Source organism: Streptomyces sp. NPDC005799 (assembly GCF_040630525.1).
GTDB lineage: Bacteria > Actinomycetota > Actinomycetes > Streptomycetales > Streptomycetaceae > Streptomyces > Streptomyces griseorubiginosus_B.
Genome location: NZ_JBEXXQ010000080.1, coordinates 1 through 14,482, shown reverse-complemented (window position 1 = coordinate 14,482; position 14,482 = coordinate 1). Strand labels below are relative to the sequence as shown.

Sequence of the window (14,482 nt, the reverse complement as noted above, 5' to 3'; positions counted from 1 at the left end):
CCGGCGCAGCGCTCCGAAGCCTGCGAAGCAGCGCGAGGGGCGCAGAACGAAGCGGCCCGGGAGGCGATGGTCAAGCAGGGCAAGTCCATCATCCGGGTCACCCCCGAACGCTGGGGACCGATCGCCACCGGCGGCTTCCCGGCACGGCTCGCCTCGCCGGATGCCTGAGGACTACTCGACGCCGTCCAACCCACCCGACGGACGGAGTCCGGCGCAGCGCTCCGAAGCCTGCGAAGCAGCGCGAGGGGCGCAGAACGAAGGGGCCCGGGAGGCGATGGTCAAGCAGGGCAAGTCCATCATCCGGGTCACCCCCGAACGCTGGGGACCGATCGCCACCGGCGGCTTCCCGGCACGGCTCGCCTCGCCGGACGCCTGACGGCTAGTAGGGCTTGTCGGTCATCGCCTCGATGCCCGCGATCAGGAGGTCCAGGGCGAAGGTGAAGTCCCTCGCCCTCATCTCCTCCACCGTGTCACCGCCCCGGGCCGCCATGATCTCCTCGTTCTCCTTGACGATCTCGGCGGCCTCCGGTGACCGGGTCACCGCGGTCATCGCGTGCTGGAAGTACTCGTCCTGGGTCATGCCCGCCTCGGCGCAGCGGGCGATGAAGTGGCCCTCGATGGTGCCGTAGCCGTACACGAACTGGAAGACGAGCGAGATGGCACCGGTCAGGCCGTGCACCGGCAGGCCGGTTTTCCGGATGACCCGCTGGACGACCCGGGAGAAGGCCAGCGAGTTCGGGCCGATGTTGAGGAACGTGCCCGCCAGCGGGGACAGCCAGGGATGGCGGACCAGTAGGGCGCGGTACTCCGTCGCCAGCGTGCGCAGCTGCTCGCGCCAGTCCTCGTCGGCGTCCGGGTCGGGCAGGGTGAGTTCACCGTAGGCCGCGTCCAGGGCGAGTTCGAGGAGGTCGTCCTTGGTGTCGACGTACCAGTAGACGGACATCGCGGTGACGTTCAGCTCGGCGGCCAGCCTGCGCATGGAGAACTTCGCCAGCCCCTCGGCGTCCAGGAGCCCTACGGTCACCTCGGTGATCCGGTCCCGGTCGAGACCCGAGGGCTGCCCGCCGCCGCGCCCGCCCCGACGGACCTTGCCCTCCAGCCACACACTGGTCCGCACGGCCCGCTCGGCTGCCCTCACCATGGCGTACCTTCCTAGACTTCCGTTCACACATCGAGGTGCCGGTCGGCGGCCGGCCCTCAGGCCGCCACCATCTCCGAGTCTGCCCGCTGCGCACGTCGCAGCAACGCCGCCGCCACGAACCCGCCCAGCAGCACGGCCACGGCACCCACCAGCTGACCGGCCTTCAGCCCCTCGGCCAGCCCTCCGGAGGAACGGAGCACGGCCCCGAGCACGGCGATGCCCAGGCCGTTGCCGACCTCGGCCAGGGTGCCGTTGACACCGGCCCCGACCCCCGCCTTCTCCGGGGGAATCGCGCTCATGATCGCATGCGCCATGGCCGAGTTGGCGATCGCGCACCCGCCCCCGATCAGCAGCAGCCCCACCAGCGTCCCGGCATAGCCCCGGGCGTCCAGCAGGGCGAACGACACCAGCCCGCCCGCCATCAGCACCATCCCGAGCGCGATGGACACCGGTGTCCCCAGCCGCGCCGCCCACTTCGCCGACAGTCCTGAGAAGTTCAGGGCGACGACCGTGAGAGCGAGCAGGTCGGGGCGGTCGCCGCTCGGGCTCTTCGACTCCGGTACGAGCGTCACCACGGCCACCAGACCCAGCGCCGCAACCGGCAGGTTGATCAGGAGGATCGCGGCCCGACCAGAAGTGGTTCAGCAGGAACCCGCCGATCAGCGGGCCGGCCGCGAAGCCCAGCGCGTTGACCGCGGCCCAGACGCCGATCGCCTTCGGCTGCTCCTCGAGGGTGAAGATCTGCATCGCCACCGCCAGCGTGGGGGTCAGCACCAGCGCCCCGCCGACCCCCACACGGCCCGCGCGGGGCGTGGGGGAGGTACGCCGCGCTGCCGGCGCCCAGCAGCGGGCCGGACTGCACCAGCGAGTACGCGTTGATCATTCATCGGCCAGCGGCGGGGGTGGGCCGGGGCACGGGGGACGGGGGACGGGGGCCGGGGCACGAGGGACGGGGACATGCCGTACACCGTATAGCTGGCTGCTATACGGTGTACGGCGCGGTTTCCGTCAGATCGTCGGGCCGCGAATCAGCTGCTCGCCTTCTGCGTCAGGTCGTAGAAGGTCGACGAACCCACGGTCACCTTCTTGAAGTTCTTCTCGACCCAGGACGTGATCTGCGAGGACGTACCGCTGCTGCTGCCGCCCATGCCGCCTCGGGTGCCGGAGGAGATGAAGTAGTGGATTTTGCCGTCCGCCACGTACTTCTGGAACTGGGCCAGCGTCGGCGACGGGTCGGTGCCGTTGAAGCCGCCGATCGCCATCACCGGGTCGCCGGTGGAGAGTTGGTAGCTCGCCGCGTTCTGGGCGCCGATGGCCGCGGCGACCCAGGTGTACTTGGACGAGTCGGTCTCCAGCAGCTTCTTGGCCGCGGAGGAGACGCTGGCGCCGTTCAGCAGACCGCCGACGCCACCACCGCCGCCCATGCCACCGGCGCCGCCCCCGCCGGGGAAGCCGTTACCGTTCTGCCGGCCCTGCGTGTTGCCGTTGCCCTGCTGGTTCTGGCCCTGGGTGTTGCCGTTGCCGTTCTGCCCGCCCGGCGTGCCGCCGCCGAAGCCGCCCCGCATACCGCCGCCGCCGAAGCCGCCGCGCATACCGCCGCCGCCGGGACCGCCCATCATGCTCGCGCCCGCCGGACCGGCCGTGACGATGGAGCCGGTGTGGCCCGTCTGCAGGGTGCTGAGGGTGTACGCGGTCGGGCCGGCCAGCGAGGCGACCAGACCCACGGCAGCCGCCCCGAGAGCCAGCTGCCGGTTGAGCCGGCCCGCGAAGATCAGGCCGAGCGCGGCGGTCAGACCGCCGATCAGGACGAGGTACTTCAGCCAGGGCAGATAGCTTGAGGTGCGGTTGAGCAGGACGTAACTCCACACCGCGCTCGCCACGACCGCGCCCGCGAGGGTGATCGAGGCCCAGGTCTCCCCGCGCTTCTCCCACAGGATCGCCGAGCCCATGCCGATGACCGCGGCCATGTAGGGGGCGAGCGCCACCGTGTAGTACTGGTGGAAGATGCCCGCCATGTAGCTGAAGACGACCATGGTCATCAGCAGCGAGCCGCCCCAGACCAGGAACGAGGCGCGGGCGACCGAGGTCCGCTTCAGCTTGCGCGTGGCGACCAGGCCGGCGACGAAGAGGACCAGCGCGGCCGGGAGCAGCCAGGAGATCTGGCCGCCGACCTCGGAGTTGAACATCCGGTTCCAGCCGGTGGCCCCCCACATACCGGTGCCGCCGCCTCCGCCACCGCCGCCGACGCTGCCGGTCTCGTCGCCGCTGAGGCGGCCGAAGCCGTTGTAGCCGAAGGTCAGCTCGAGGAAGCTGTTGTTCTGCGAACCGCCGATGTAGGGGCGGCAGCAGGCGGGCCACAGCTCGACGATGGCTGCCCACCAGCCGCCGGAGACGACCAGCGCGAGCGTCGCCGCCGCCAGCTGTGCCAACCGCTTCCTCACCGGCACCGGCGCGCAGACCGCGTACACGATCGCCAGCGGCGGCAGGATCAGGAAGGCCTGCAGGGTCTTGGCGAGGAACGCGAAGCCGATCGCGACCCCGGCCCACACCAGCCACCTCGTCCTGCCGTCCTCGACGGCACGCACCACGAAGTAGCAGGCCAGCGCCATCAGCAGGGCCAGCATGGCGTCCGGGTTGTTGAACCGGAACATCAGCGCCGCGACCGGAGTGAGCGCGAGCACCGCACCCGCGACCAGACCGGCCCCGGGGCTGAAACGGCGCCGCACGCCCGCGTACACCACGGCCACCGCGCCGACGCCCATCAGGACCTCGGGGAGAAGGATCGCCCAGGAGTTGAGGCCGAGGATCCGGACCGACAGCTCCATCGGCCACAGGGACGCCGGGGGCTTGTCGACGGTGATCGCGTTGCCCGCGTCCAGCGAGCCGAAGAAGAACGCCTTCCAGGACTTGCTGCCGGCCTGCACTGCCGCCGAGTAGAAGGAGTTGGCGTAGCCGGAGGCGCTCAGGTTGTAGAGGTAGAGAAGCAGGGTGGCGGCCAGCAGTCCGAGGAAGGCCGGGCGCGCCCAGCGGGGGTCCTCGGGACGGCCGCGCCACAGTCGCCGTACGAAGGGCTGCCGCGGCTCGCCGGCCCGGGGCTCGGTGGGAACCACTGGCTCCTGCACGGCCGTGGTGACCGTGGGGCCGGGGGGCGGCCCCCAGGAGGCGGGACCGGGTCCCCCCTCGTACGTCGTTCGGTCGTAGTGGGTGGTCATCGGGCGTCCCTCGGATCGGTGTCGGTCGGACGCACCGGCTGCAGATGCAGGGTGGCGTCCTCCCAGGTGCGGTCCGCGACTTCGCCGGCGCGGAACTGATTGGTGTCGTGGCCGCGGTACGCGGCCGGGCGCTGTGGCAGCGGGTGCTGCGGCTGGTACTGCGGGAACGGGGTCGTCGGGGTCGTCGGGGTCGTCACGTACGTCGGCGAGGACGGGGTGTGCGCGGCCACCACCGTGGACGGCCGGCTGTCGTCCCGGTCGGGGAAGACCCAGGCGCGGAAGAGCAGGAAGCGCAGCACGGTCGCCGCGAGGTTGGCGGCGATCAGCACCGCCAGCTCGGTGGAGTGCGCAGGGTCGGACGTCGCCGCGTTCAGGGCGGCGAGCGAGCCGCTGGTCAGGGCGAGGCCGATGCCGAAGACGACGAGGCCCTGCGCCTGGTGACGGACGGCGCCCCCGCGTCCGCGCACCCCGAAGGTCAGACGCCGGTTGGCGGCGGTGTTGGCGACCGCGGAGACGAGCAGCGCGAGCGCGTTGGCGAGCTGCGAGCCGCCGAACTGCCGGAAGAGGCTGTAGAGGACGAGATAGAAGAGGGTCGACAGACCGCCGACGACACAGAACCCGACGAGCTGGCGGGCCAGTCCCTTCGGCACGTCCTGGATCTCGCGGTCACGCGGGTCGTCGCCGAACGGGCGGGTGATCCGGTCCAGCGGCAGCGATCCGGTCGCGAGCGCCTTGCCCACCCGCCACACGCCCTTGAGGTCCTCGGTGGCCGTCTTCACGATGTGGACGGTGGAGTCGGGGTCGTCGACCCAGTCGACAGGCACCTCGTGGATGCGAAGGCCCGCGCGTTCGGCGATGACCAGCATCTCGGTGTCGAAGAACCAGCCGGTGTCCTCCACCAGCGGCAGCAGCACCTGGGCGACATCACGCCGGATCGCCTTGAATCCGCACTGCGCGTCCGAGAAGCGGGCCTGCAGCGAGCCGCGCAGGATCAGGTTGTACGTCCGTGAGATGAACTCCCGCTTGGGACCGCGAACCACCCGGGAGCTGCGGGAGAGCCGCGAGCCGATGGCGAGGTCCGAGTGGCCCGAGATCAGCGGAGCCACCAGCGGGAGCAGGGCGTTGAGATCGGTGGACAGGTCCACGTCCATGTAGGCGAGGATCGGGGCCTCCGAGGCGGACCACACGGTGCGCAGGGCCCGTCCGCGGCCCTTCTGCTCCAGGCGGAAGTTCCTGACCTCGGCGATCTCCGACTCCAGCCGCGACGCCACCGTCGGAGTGGTGTCGGTCGACGCGTTGTCCGCGATGGTGATGCGGAACGCGTACGGGAACGTGCGCTTGAGGTGCTGGTGCAGTCTCAGCACACACGGCTGGAGGTCCTTCTCCTCGTTGTAGACGGGGATCACTACGTCCAGGACAGGCGTACCGGCGTCGCCGGCCGGGAGGTGCTCCCGCGCCGGCAGGGTGCCGGGAGAAGAGTCGGTTCGCATGGAAACGACTCTGGTCAAGTGCCCTGTTGCACCCATGTGCTGGCACTGTGCTGCACCTGTGAGTGCGATTGCCAGTTCGTCTTGGGAGCCGGGTGGGGGACCGCCGGGGCGAGCGCCGGCAGATGCACGGTGAAGACCGTACGGCCCTGGACGCTGTCCACGGTCACGGCACCGCCGTGCGCGGTCGCGACGGCCTGCACGATGGCGAGCCCGAGCCCGGTGGACCCGGTGGCACGCGAACGCGCCGAGTCGCCGCGGGCGAACCGCTCGAAGACGTGCGGCAGCAGGTCGGGCGGGATGCCCTGGCCGTTGTCCTCGACGTCCACGCACATCCAGGGGCCGCGCCGCTGGATCCGTGCGGTGACGGTGGTGCCGGGCGGAGTGTGCTTGCGGGCGTTGCCCAGCAGATTGACCAGCACCTGCTGGATGCGGGCCGCGTCCGCCGACACCAGCGCGGGTTCGTCGGGCAGGTCCAGCCGCCAGTTGTGGTCCATGCCGGCCGCGCGGGAGTCGCTGACGGTGTCCACGACCAGCGGGATCAGATCGGTCTGCTCGAACTGCAGCGGGCGCCCCGCGTCGAGCCGGGCCAGCAGCAGCAGATCCTCGACGAGGAGGGTCATCCGGCCGGCCTCGGACTCGATCCGGCCCAGGGCGTGCCGGGTGTCGGGCCCGACCTGCTCCCTCCCGCGCCGGGTCAGCTCGGCGTACCCGCGGATGGAGGCGAGGGGTGTCCTGAGCTCATGACTGGCGTCCGCGACGAACTGCCGTACCCGCATCTCGCTCTGCTGACGCGCGTGCAGGGCGCCGTGGACGTGGTCCAGCATCCGGTTGAGCGCGGCGCCGACCTGGCCGACCTCGGTGTGCGGATCGGTCTCCGACTCGGGCACCCGCTCACTGAGATTCACCTCACCGGTGTGCAGCGGCAGTTCGGACACCCGGGTCGCGGTGGCGGCGACGCGCCGAAGCGGCCGCGTGGCAACACCGACGAGCACGTAACCGGCGATGACGGCGGCCCCCAGTCCTGCGGCGGTGACGCTGAGCTCGACGAGGATCAGGGTGTCGATGGTGCCGTCGGTCTCATTGGTGGGGATGGCGACGTAGTAGTTGCCGTTGGGGCCGTGGACGTACGAGACGCGGTACGAACCCAGACCCGGGAGGTCCACCGTGTGCTTGTTGTCGTCCTGGGCAACGGAGTTGAGGGCGGCCAGCTGAGCGCTGGTGAGTGACACCGCGCTCATCAAAAACGTGGAGGTGGACTTGTGGCCCACCTTGCCCTCAGTGGCGGAGCCGTTCACAACCTTGGCGGCGACCGTGGACGCAGCGGGCTGCGGCCCCCGGGTGACGAAGTCGCTCAGGCCGGTCGTACGGATACCCGTGGGTGTGTTGTTCTGCCCGTTGCCCTGCTGGCCGGGCGCGTCGTTGTCGCCCTTACCCGGACCACCCGGTCCGAAAGGACCCGACGCGCGCTTGCCGACCTCGCTCAGTTGCTGGTCGAGCTCGTTGTACAGGTGCGACCTGAGCGCCAGTGTCGTCACCGTGCCGATCACCGCGCACACCACGGCGATCAGCACGACGGAGGCGACGACGAGCCGCGCCCGCAGGGTGCGCGGCTGTCCCGCTCGTCGCTGCTGCGGACGCGTTCGTCGTCGCCCGCTCATGAGGCGGCGGGCTTGATCAGATAACCGGCCCCACGCCGCGTGTGGATCATCGGCTCCCGCCCGGCGTCGATCTTGCGCCGCAGATACGAGATGTACAGCTCGACCACATTGGCCTGCCCACCGAAGTCGTACGACCACACCCGGTCGAGGATCTGCGCCTTGCTGAGCACGCGCCGCGGATTGCGCATCAGGAAACGCAGCAGCTCGAACTCGGTCGCGGTGAGGTGGATGGAGTCCCCGGCCCGCGACACCTCGTGGCTGTCCTCGTCCAGGGTGAGGTCACCGACCACCAGCACCGAGTCCGAACGCCGGTCGGCGGCACCGGAACGGCGGATGAGACCCCGCAGCCGCGCCACGACCTCCTCCAGGGAGAACGGCTTGGTGACGTAGTCGTCGCCGCCGGCGGTGAGCCCGGCGATACGGTCCTCGACCGCGTCCTTGGCCGTCAGGAACAGCACCGGCACGTCCGGCAGCTCCCGACGCAGCCGCCCCAGGACGGTCAGCCCGTCCATGTCCGGCAGCATCATGTCGAGTACGACGGCGTCGGGACGGAACTCACGAGCGGTCTGTATGGCTCCCGTGCCGTCTCCGGCCGACCGTATCTGCCAGCCCTCGTAACGGAGGGCCATGGACAGCAGTTCGGTGATCGACAGCTCGTCGTCCACCACAAGCACTCGGACGGGGCTCCCGTCCGGCCTCAGCAGTTCGGTGCGCCCCTGGGGCGAGGTCGTGGTCATGGTGGACACACTGTCTGGATCCTCTGAGAGCACCCTTTCGACAACCTGTGATTTCCCTGAGAAACGCACAGGCGCCTCTCAGGGAACCCCTGGGAAGTTCTTGCCCAGCCGTGTCCGCGCCGGTCGGGACGGGTGCCGGGCGCGGTTGCTCAACGGGTGCCGGGCGGTGCCCAGCGGGTACGGGGCAGGTCCATCATCCGTGGGCCGGGGTGTTCGGAAGGTAAAGGTTGTCTGTGGGTGGCCTGGGTGCGAGGGCTCCCTGGGTGGTCTCACAGCCCGAAGAGCCGCGCCCCGTTGTCGTGGCACACGGCCCGCAGCCAGTCGTCGCCGAGGTCCAGACGCTCCAGGGCGTGGAGTTGGTGGAGGTAGGGATACGGGATGTTGGGGAAGTCGCTGCCCAGCAGAACGCGGTCGCCGAGGTCCGCGAGCCGCGGCAGGGCCCGCCCGGGGAACGGCGCGAACCGTTCGCTGAAGTCCGTGAACGCCATCGTCGTGTCCAGCCGCACCTCCCCGTACCGCTCGGCCAGGTCGAGGAAGTCCTCGTACTCGTGCATCCCCATATGCGCGATGACCAGCCGCAGTCGGGGATGGCGTGCCAGCACGCGGGCGATCGGCTCGGGCCCGGTGTGCTTGCCCGGCGCGGGTCCTGAACCGCAGTGGATCACCACCGGCACGCCCGCCTCCGCGAGCAACCCCCAAGCGGGATCGAGGAGTTCACTCGCCGGGTCGTACGCGCCCACCTGCACATGCGCCTTGAAGACCCGCGCCCCGGCGTCGACCGCCTCCTGGACGTAGGCCTCGACCCCGTCCTCCGGGAAGAGCGTCGAGGTGTGCAGACAGTCGGGAGTGCGGGCGGCGAACTCGACGGCCCAGCTGTTCAGCCACCGTGCCATGCCGGGCTTGTGCGGGTAGAGCATGGCGGTGAAGGCCCGCACCCCGAACTCCCGTATCAACGCGACCCGTTCCTCCTCCTCCGCCCGGTACGTGATCGGCCACTCCACCCCGCCGGTCAGCGGCCCGAGCGAGTCGAAGTAGCCCCACACCTTGCGCAGTACGCGCTCGGGCATGAAATGCGTGTGCACGTCGACCAGCCCCGGCAGCCCCAGCCGCTCCCAGAACCGCCGGACCTGCCCGGCCTCCGCCTTCTCAGCCATATGCCCTCTCGAACCCGCTCGCCGGTCTTCTCCTGCCTCTCATCCTCACCCTCACCCACATCCGGATGCTCGCAACAGCCCGGCGAAGCAGTTCCTCAGCCCCGGCAGAGCAGGCCGTCCGCCCCGGCAGAGAAGTCGGCCAGCCCCGACGAAACAGGCCGTCGGACCCGGCAAAGCAGGCAGCCACACCGGCGACGAGGCCGCCAGATCGGGCGAAGCAGCCCGTCCGACCCGCCGAAGCAGTCGGCCAGACCAGACCCTGCGAAGCAGGCAGCCACACCGGCAACGAGGCCGCCAGATCGGGCGAAGCAGGCCGTCCGCGCCGCCGAAGAGGCCCGCCAGGCCACCGAAGAAGCCCACCAGACCCGGCGGAGCGAGCCGTCAGAAGAGTCCGTCCTGAACGCCGGCCGCCTCCCTCACCCCCCTCACCTCTCTGACCGGAACGGTGACGCCCTCCCCGTCCCCGCTCGGCACGATGTCCCACCCCGTCATCAGCCGCGTGTCGAGCACGACGACCCCGCGGCCCGTCGCGAGGTGCAGATCGGGCCCCGCGGCCGCGAGCAGCTTCCCGTTCACCCCGCTGCCCGCGGCCAGCTCTGTCACCTCCCCGGCGGCGGCCGGAAGGTCGGTGAGCCCGAACACCCCCACGTGGTCGACGATTTGGCACGGCTCCCGCCGCAGCGACTCCGGCCAGGCGGTCAGCGCGCAGGCCCGACCGTGCAGCTCCGCCACCTCGGCCGCCCGCTCAGCCGCCGACGCCGGCAACCGGGAACGGACGGCCCGCTTCTCGCCGTACGGGATCCGGTCCGGCACCCGGAGCGCGGCGCGCAGTAGCTCCTCCGTGCGCCGGGCGGCCATCAACGGCCCCAGCCCCAGCCAGCTGAAGCACACCGCGCCCTGCTCGAGCAGCCGCGCCGAGCCCCGCTCTTCGGCGGTGATCCCGACCTTGACCATGCCGGGCCCGAACCACGCCAGATACACGTGGTACGGGCGCGGATCGTCCGCGATCGTGTCGGCGGCCACGGAGTGCGCCCGGTCCAGCCGCGCGCACTCCTCGCACCGCGCCCCCGTACTCCGTCCCGGCACCGCCGCCCGCACCGGGCACGTATGCCCCCGTGCTCCCACACATGTCCGCACACCCCCGTCCGCGACCCTGAAGGCCACCCGTTTCCCCCAGGTCAGCGCGCTGCGCCGACCACCGTCCCACGCCAGCACGGGACCGCCGCCGGCCCACCGCAGCCCCGAGCACTTCCATGCCTGTGCCATCGCCTCCGAGAGTAGAGGGCACCACTGACAACGGGCTCCGGCGGCGGTATCCGCGCAGTTCAGGAGCCAGATTGCGGACCGGGGCAGAAAACGCGGGCACCTCGGTGAATTCAGGTACGGCGGCAGATCCAGGAACGGCTGCGGGCTCCGGCAACGCGCAGTACGCCTCCGCCGCGGGCATCTCCTCCCGCCCCCGTCCCGCCAACCGGCAGCCGACGCACCCCGGATGACCCGCCCGGGCCGTCAGATCCCGGGTCCGCCACCCCCACTGCTCCCTGGGCCGCAGGCCCGGTGGCTTGCCCCATCCGGTGAGATGCAGGGTCCAGGTGACCAGAACGCTCACCACCACGATCGCGAGCCCACCGACCAGGATCGCCTGCGAGGCCGTACACACGCCGAGCCCCAGCACCACCGTCCCGAGGGTGGCTGCTTCGCCTACGTCATCGAGGCCGGCGAGAACCTCCTCACCGCCGGCGACCTCGCGGCTCGCGCCCATGTCACGACGGGCGCGGTAACCGGCATCCTCAACCGCCTCGAACGCGCCGGCTACGTCACCCGCCGCCCCGACCCGAACGACCGCCGCCGTGTCCGGGTCGCCGCACTGCCGGAGGCGGAGGCCCGCGTACGGGAGGTCTACGAGCCGTACTACGCCCGTCTTGCGGAGCTCTTCTCGGACTACTCCCCCGACGAGATCGCGGTCCTGACCGACTGGTTCACGCGCGCGAGCACGCTGGCGGCGGGGTACAGGGAGGAGCACCGCCGGACGGACTGAACGGACTGAGCCGTCGGGCGGGTGTGATTCAGGGTGCGCGGGTGAGGCGGCCTGATCGGTCCAGCCCAGCCGGACTCAGCGCAGGGCTGCGGCGAAGGACGCGTGCTGGGCGGCCGTGAAGGCGTGTTCCCGCTCCGACCAGGTGACACGCTCGGCGATGACCGCGGGCGGCGCGAGCCGACTGCCCGCCCACCAGCGGGCGTTACGGGTCTGACGTTCGAGGATGGCGTCGACAAGGCCCGGACGCGCGTCCGGGCCGAGTCCGTATGCATCGGCGAGGACACGGACCTGTGCGGCCTGCGCGGCGACCGGCGGCGCCTCGCGTCGGGAAGACACGCACCAGGTCCACGCCATGTAGCCGAGATCCTCCAGCGGATCGCCGGGCGCGGCCATGTCGAAGTCGATGAAGGCGACCGGTACACCGTCCGGACCGTTCCTGAAAACGGTGTTGTTCGGGCCGGGGTCGTTGTGGCAGACGACCGGGTGCCGACCTGCGAGGCGGCACGCGCGCGTGGCGTCGTGCAGCGCGCGCAACAGGGCGCCGGCGGCGGTGACCTGGGCGTCGGTCCAGTGCTGGAAGCGGGCGGGGACCCAGCCGGGGAGGTAGCTGAGGACGTCCCGTCCGGCGGCGTCGCGTCCGAGGTATCGGGGGGTGCCGGCGAAGCCCGCCTCGGCGAGATGCCCGAGCAATTCGGCGACGAAGGCGGACGAGGCGCCGACGGGCCGCCGTACCGTGTCCCCCACCCGGACCACTCCCGGGGTGATCCGCCCGCCGGACAAGGCACCTCCGTACGGCCTCCCTCGCTCACCGCATCAACGCCCGGTACCGCCTCGTGCCCACGGCCTCGGACTCCTTCCACCGACGGATCCTCGGGGTGCGGGCATCCCCGCGGAAGTACGGCCACCTACACCTTCCCTCCGGTGGGAGGCTTCATGGCGAGGGCGCCGCCACAGCGGCATCGTGGAACCGAAGCCAAAGACGCGCCGAAGGGACATCCGATGAACCCGCTCGAGCCCATCACCACCGGGACGACAACCGCGAAGCCCAGCGCAAAAGCAACCCCGAAGCCCACCGCGAAGGCAACGGCGAAAGCAACCGGAAAGACAACGAAACAGGCGGCGGCCCCCGCCCAGCCCCCCGATGAGGGCGAACTGACCCCGCTCCTCACCGCCTGGGACCTGGCCCATCCGGCCCTCTCCGACCCCGAATGGCGTCACGTCCTGGACGAACTCGCCCACCCGCGCACCACCCGCGCCTTCCAACGCCTGGCAGACACGAAGGCCTGACCCACCAGGACGTGCGCCGCCTGCTTCGCCCTCTTCAACTCCCCGAACGCAGAGTGGCGGCTGTACTCGCCGGATTCCCGGCAGCCGGAAGTCCGTTTGAGGATGTGGCGTTCACAGCCCGCGCGTACTGTGGTCCGGGTACGTCCAGACCGCGCCCCAGGGCGTGAATTCGTCGATCCCGGCGTGCCCCCACACCTCTGTGCCACCGGAGCACGCCCGGGCGAGCGGAGGATCAGCGATGGGTACAGTCACCACCGACGACGGCACCACCATCTTCTACAAGGACTGGGGGCCGCGAGACGGCCGGCCGGTCGTCTTCCACCACGGATGGCCCCTGAGCGCCGATGACTGGGACAACCAGATGTTGTTCTTCCTGGCGCACGGCTACCGGGTCATCGCCCACGACCGCCGTGGGCACGGACGCTCGAGCCAGACCGCCACCGGCCACGACATGGACACCTACGCCGCCGACGTGATCGCCCTCACCGACGCGCTCGACCTACGGGACGCGGCCCACGTCGGCCACTCCACCGGCGGCGGCGAGGTCGCCCGCTACGTCGCACGCGCCAAGCCCGGCCGTGTCGCGAAGGCGGTGCTGGTGGGCGCCGTACCACCCGTCATGGTCAAGTCGGAGAGCAACCCGGGCGGCCTGCCCCTCGAGATCTTCGACGGCTTCCGCGCGGCCCTCGTCGCCAACCGCGCACAGTTCTACATCGACGTGGCCTCGGGCCCGTTCTACGGCTTCAACCGCCCCGGCACGCAGGTGTCACAGGGTCTGATCGACAACTGGTGGCGGCAGGGCATGATGGGCGCGGCCAACGCCCACTACGAATGCATCAAGGCGTTCTCGGAGACCGACTTCACCGAGGACCTCCGGCAGATCGACGTACCGGTCCTGGTCTGCCACGGCACCGACGACCAGGTCGTCCCCTACGAAGACTCGGCACCGCTGACCGTGGAACTCCTGAAGAACGGCACCCTCAAGAGTTACGAGGGCTTCCCGCACGGCATGCTGGCGACCCATCCGGACGTCCTCAACCCGGACATCCTCGCCTTCCTCGAGTCCTGACGGCCCGTCCCCTGAAAAATCATCGGAGGCCCCGGGTCACCGCTCCGGGGCTTCTGGACCTGACGTCACGCGCGCGTGAGGGAGGCCCCCTCACGCGCGAGAGGCATTACCGCCCACGGCACCGGCGCCGCCCCGTTCGCCCCGCTGCTCGAGCCGCTCGATCATGTGGTCACTCCATGCGCTGATGGCCGCGGCCTGCTCGGGCGCGAGCTGATCGATGAAGAAGCGGCGGACATTGCCGGCATGCGCGACGACGGCGCTCTCCGCCAGGCGGCGCCCGTCCGGTGTCAGCCCGATACCGGTCCGTCGCCCGCTGGCCCCGCTCTCGGTGCGGACCACGAACCCCCGGCTTTCCATGCGCGTGAGCTGATGGGAGACCCGGCTCTTCTCCCAGCCGAGCGACTCCGCCATGTCCACGACGCGCACCTCACGGCCGGGCGCCCTCAGCAGGGTGACGAGGACGCTGAACTCCGCCTTGGAGATGCCGAATTCGGCCTGCAGGCGACGGTCGATCTCCTGAAGGAGCAAGCGCTGTGCGTGCATCCACCGGTCCCAGAGATCCCACTCCTCCGGCTCGAGCGCGTCGCATTCCACCATGTCGGCAAGGCTACCGGGGGAGGTGTTTTGGGGGTCTAAAGAAAAAACCCAAGAGTTTGTAAGCAAAAACACCCCCCCAAGGGGTCCGTAGACCCCGGA

At 70.7% G+C, this 14,482-nt stretch carries 12 protein-coding genes and 4 pseudogenes; 5 read left to right on the top strand and 11 right to left on the bottom strand.

Features of this window, described 5'->3' with window-relative positions:
- Positions 1-57 precede the first annotated feature (57 nt).
- Positions 58-168: pseudogene (locus ABZ453_RS46055) on the top strand (PPOX class F420-dependent oxidoreductase); the annotation flags it as partial.
- Between the two features lie 97 nt (positions 169-265).
- Positions 266-376 (top strand): annotated as a pseudogene (locus ABZ453_RS46050) (PPOX class F420-dependent oxidoreductase); the annotation flags it as partial.
- A gap of 3 nt (positions 377-379) precedes the next feature.
- Here ABZ453_RS46050 and ABZ453_RS46045 read toward each other — a convergent pair.
- From ABZ453_RS46045 to ABZ453_RS46005, 9 genes and pseudogenes are all read right to left on the bottom strand, one after another.
- On the bottom strand, positions 380-1,141 hold the full coding sequence (locus ABZ453_RS46045; protein WP_359025299.1) for a TetR/AcrR family transcriptional regulator: 762 nt from the start codon (positions 1,139-1,141) through the stop codon (positions 380-382).
- A gap of 56 nt (positions 1,142-1,197) precedes the next feature.
- Positions 1,198-2,030: pseudogene (locus tag ABZ453_RS46040) on the bottom strand (MFS transporter); the annotation flags it as partial.
- A 139-nt stretch (positions 2,031-2,169) separates the two neighbouring features.
- The gene (locus ABZ453_RS46035; RefSeq protein WP_359025297.1) at positions 2,170-4,353 is read right to left on the bottom strand and encodes a glycosyltransferase family 39 protein; all 2,184 of its coding nucleotides are present in this window, start codon (positions 4,351-4,353) and stop codon (positions 2,170-2,172) included.
- Positions 4,350-5,843: a bifunctional glycosyltransferase family 2/GtrA family protein gene (locus tag ABZ453_RS46030; protein WP_359025295.1), complete on the bottom strand. Its 1,494-nt coding sequence runs from the start codon at positions 5,841-5,843 to the stop codon at positions 4,350-4,352. Before ABZ453_RS46030 ends, ABZ453_RS46035 begins: the two co-directional genes overlap by 4 nt.
- Before the next feature lie 14 nt (positions 5,844-5,857).
- The gene (locus ABZ453_RS46025; RefSeq protein ID WP_359025293.1) at positions 5,858-7,501 is read right to left on the bottom strand and encodes a HAMP domain-containing sensor histidine kinase; all 1,644 of its coding nucleotides are present in this window, start codon (positions 7,499-7,501) and stop codon (positions 5,858-5,860) included.
- Entirely contained in the window at positions 7,498-8,238 is a 741-nt protein-coding gene (locus ABZ453_RS46020; protein ID WP_234491525.1) for a response regulator transcription factor, read from the bottom strand. Before ABZ453_RS46020 ends, ABZ453_RS46025 begins: the two co-directional genes overlap by 4 nt.
- A gap of 269 nt (positions 8,239-8,507) precedes the next feature.
- On the bottom strand, positions 8,508-9,392 hold the full coding sequence (locus tag ABZ453_RS46015) for an amidohydrolase family protein (protein ID WP_359025291.1): 885 nt from the start codon (positions 9,390-9,392) through the stop codon (positions 8,508-8,510).
- Positions 9,393-9,773: 381 nt separating this feature from the next.
- The gene (locus ABZ453_RS46010) at positions 9,774-10,658 is read right to left on the bottom strand and encodes a DUF2797 domain-containing protein (RefSeq protein WP_359025289.1); all 885 of its coding nucleotides are present in this window, start codon (positions 10,656-10,658) and stop codon (positions 9,774-9,776) included.
- Between the two features lie 187 nt (positions 10,659-10,845).
- Positions 10,846-11,154, bottom strand: a pseudogene (locus ABZ453_RS46005) (hypothetical protein); the annotation flags it as partial.
- On the opposite strand from ABZ453_RS46005, the gene ABZ453_RS46000 reads away from it, so the two are divergent.
- On the top strand, positions 11,035-11,430 hold the full coding sequence (locus ABZ453_RS46000) for a MarR family transcriptional regulator (RefSeq protein WP_359025334.1): 396 nt from the start codon (positions 11,035-11,037) through the stop codon (positions 11,428-11,430). The pseudogene ABZ453_RS46005 and the gene ABZ453_RS46000 overlap by 120 nt on opposite strands.
- A gap of 75 nt (positions 11,431-11,505) precedes the next feature.
- On the opposite strand, the gene ABZ453_RS45995 is transcribed toward ABZ453_RS46000, so the two are convergent.
- A complete protein-coding gene (locus ABZ453_RS45995; protein ID WP_359025287.1) occupies positions 11,506-12,210 on the bottom strand; it encodes an aminoglycoside phosphotransferase family protein in 705 nt (234 codons plus the stop codon).
- Positions 12,211-12,429: 219 nt separating this feature from the next.
- Between ABZ453_RS45995 and ABZ453_RS45990 the strand changes: the two genes are divergently transcribed.
- Both ABZ453_RS45990 and ABZ453_RS45985 read left to right on the top strand, forming a co-directional pair.
- Positions 12,430-12,717, top strand: a complete 288-nt coding sequence (locus tag ABZ453_RS45990; protein WP_359025340.1) for a hypothetical protein — start codon at positions 12,430-12,432, stop codon at positions 12,715-12,717.
- 238 nt (positions 12,718-12,955) lie between these two features.
- Positions 12,956-13,786, top strand: coding sequence for an alpha/beta hydrolase (locus tag ABZ453_RS45985; RefSeq protein WP_359025286.1), 831 nt, complete (start codon positions 12,956-12,958; stop codon positions 13,784-13,786).
- A 90-nt stretch (positions 13,787-13,876) separates the two neighbouring features.
- Here the strand turns inward: ABZ453_RS45985 and ABZ453_RS45980 are convergent, their stop codons facing one another.
- Complete coding sequence (locus tag ABZ453_RS45980) at positions 13,877-14,383, bottom strand: MarR family winged helix-turn-helix transcriptional regulator (protein WP_359025284.1); 507 nt, start codon at positions 14,381-14,383, stop codon at positions 13,877-13,879.
- Positions 14,384-14,482 lie beyond the last annotated feature (99 nt).

Coding starts and splice junctions, on each gene's coding strand:
- ABZ453_RS46045 (WP_359025299.1), bottom strand. CDS start 1,141: ATGGTGAGGGCAGCCGAGCGGGCCGTGCGGACCAGTGTGTGGCTGGAG.
- ABZ453_RS46035 (WP_359025297.1), bottom strand. CDS start 4,353: ATGACCACCCACTACGACCGAACGACGTACGAGGGGGGACCCGGTCCC.
- ABZ453_RS46030 (WP_359025295.1), bottom strand. CDS start 5,843: ATGCGAACCGACTCTTCTCCCGGCACCCTGCCGGCGCGGGAGCACCTC.
- ABZ453_RS46025 (WP_359025293.1), bottom strand. CDS start 7,501: ATGAGCGGGCGACGACGAACGCGTCCGCAGCAGCGACGAGCGGGACAG.
- ABZ453_RS46020 (WP_234491525.1), bottom strand. CDS start 8,238: ATGACCACGACCTCGCCCCAGGGGCGCACCGAACTGCTGAGGCCGGAC.
- ABZ453_RS46015 (WP_359025291.1), bottom strand. CDS start 9,392: ATGGCTGAGAAGGCGGAGGCCGGGCAGGTCCGGCGGTTCTGGGAGCGG.
- ABZ453_RS46010 (WP_359025289.1), bottom strand. CDS start 10,658: ATGGCACAGGCATGGAAGTGCTCGGGGCTGCGGTGGGCCGGCGGCGGT.
- ABZ453_RS45990 (WP_359025340.1), top strand. CDS start 12,430: ATGAACCCGCTCGAGCCCATCACCACCGGGACGACAACCGCGAAGCCC.
- ABZ453_RS45985 (WP_359025286.1), top strand. CDS start 12,956: ATGGGTACAGTCACCACCGACGACGGCACCACCATCTTCTACAAGGAC.
- ABZ453_RS45980 (WP_359025284.1), bottom strand. CDS start 14,383: ATGGTGGAATGCGACGCGCTCGAGCCGGAGGAGTGGGATCTCTGGGAC.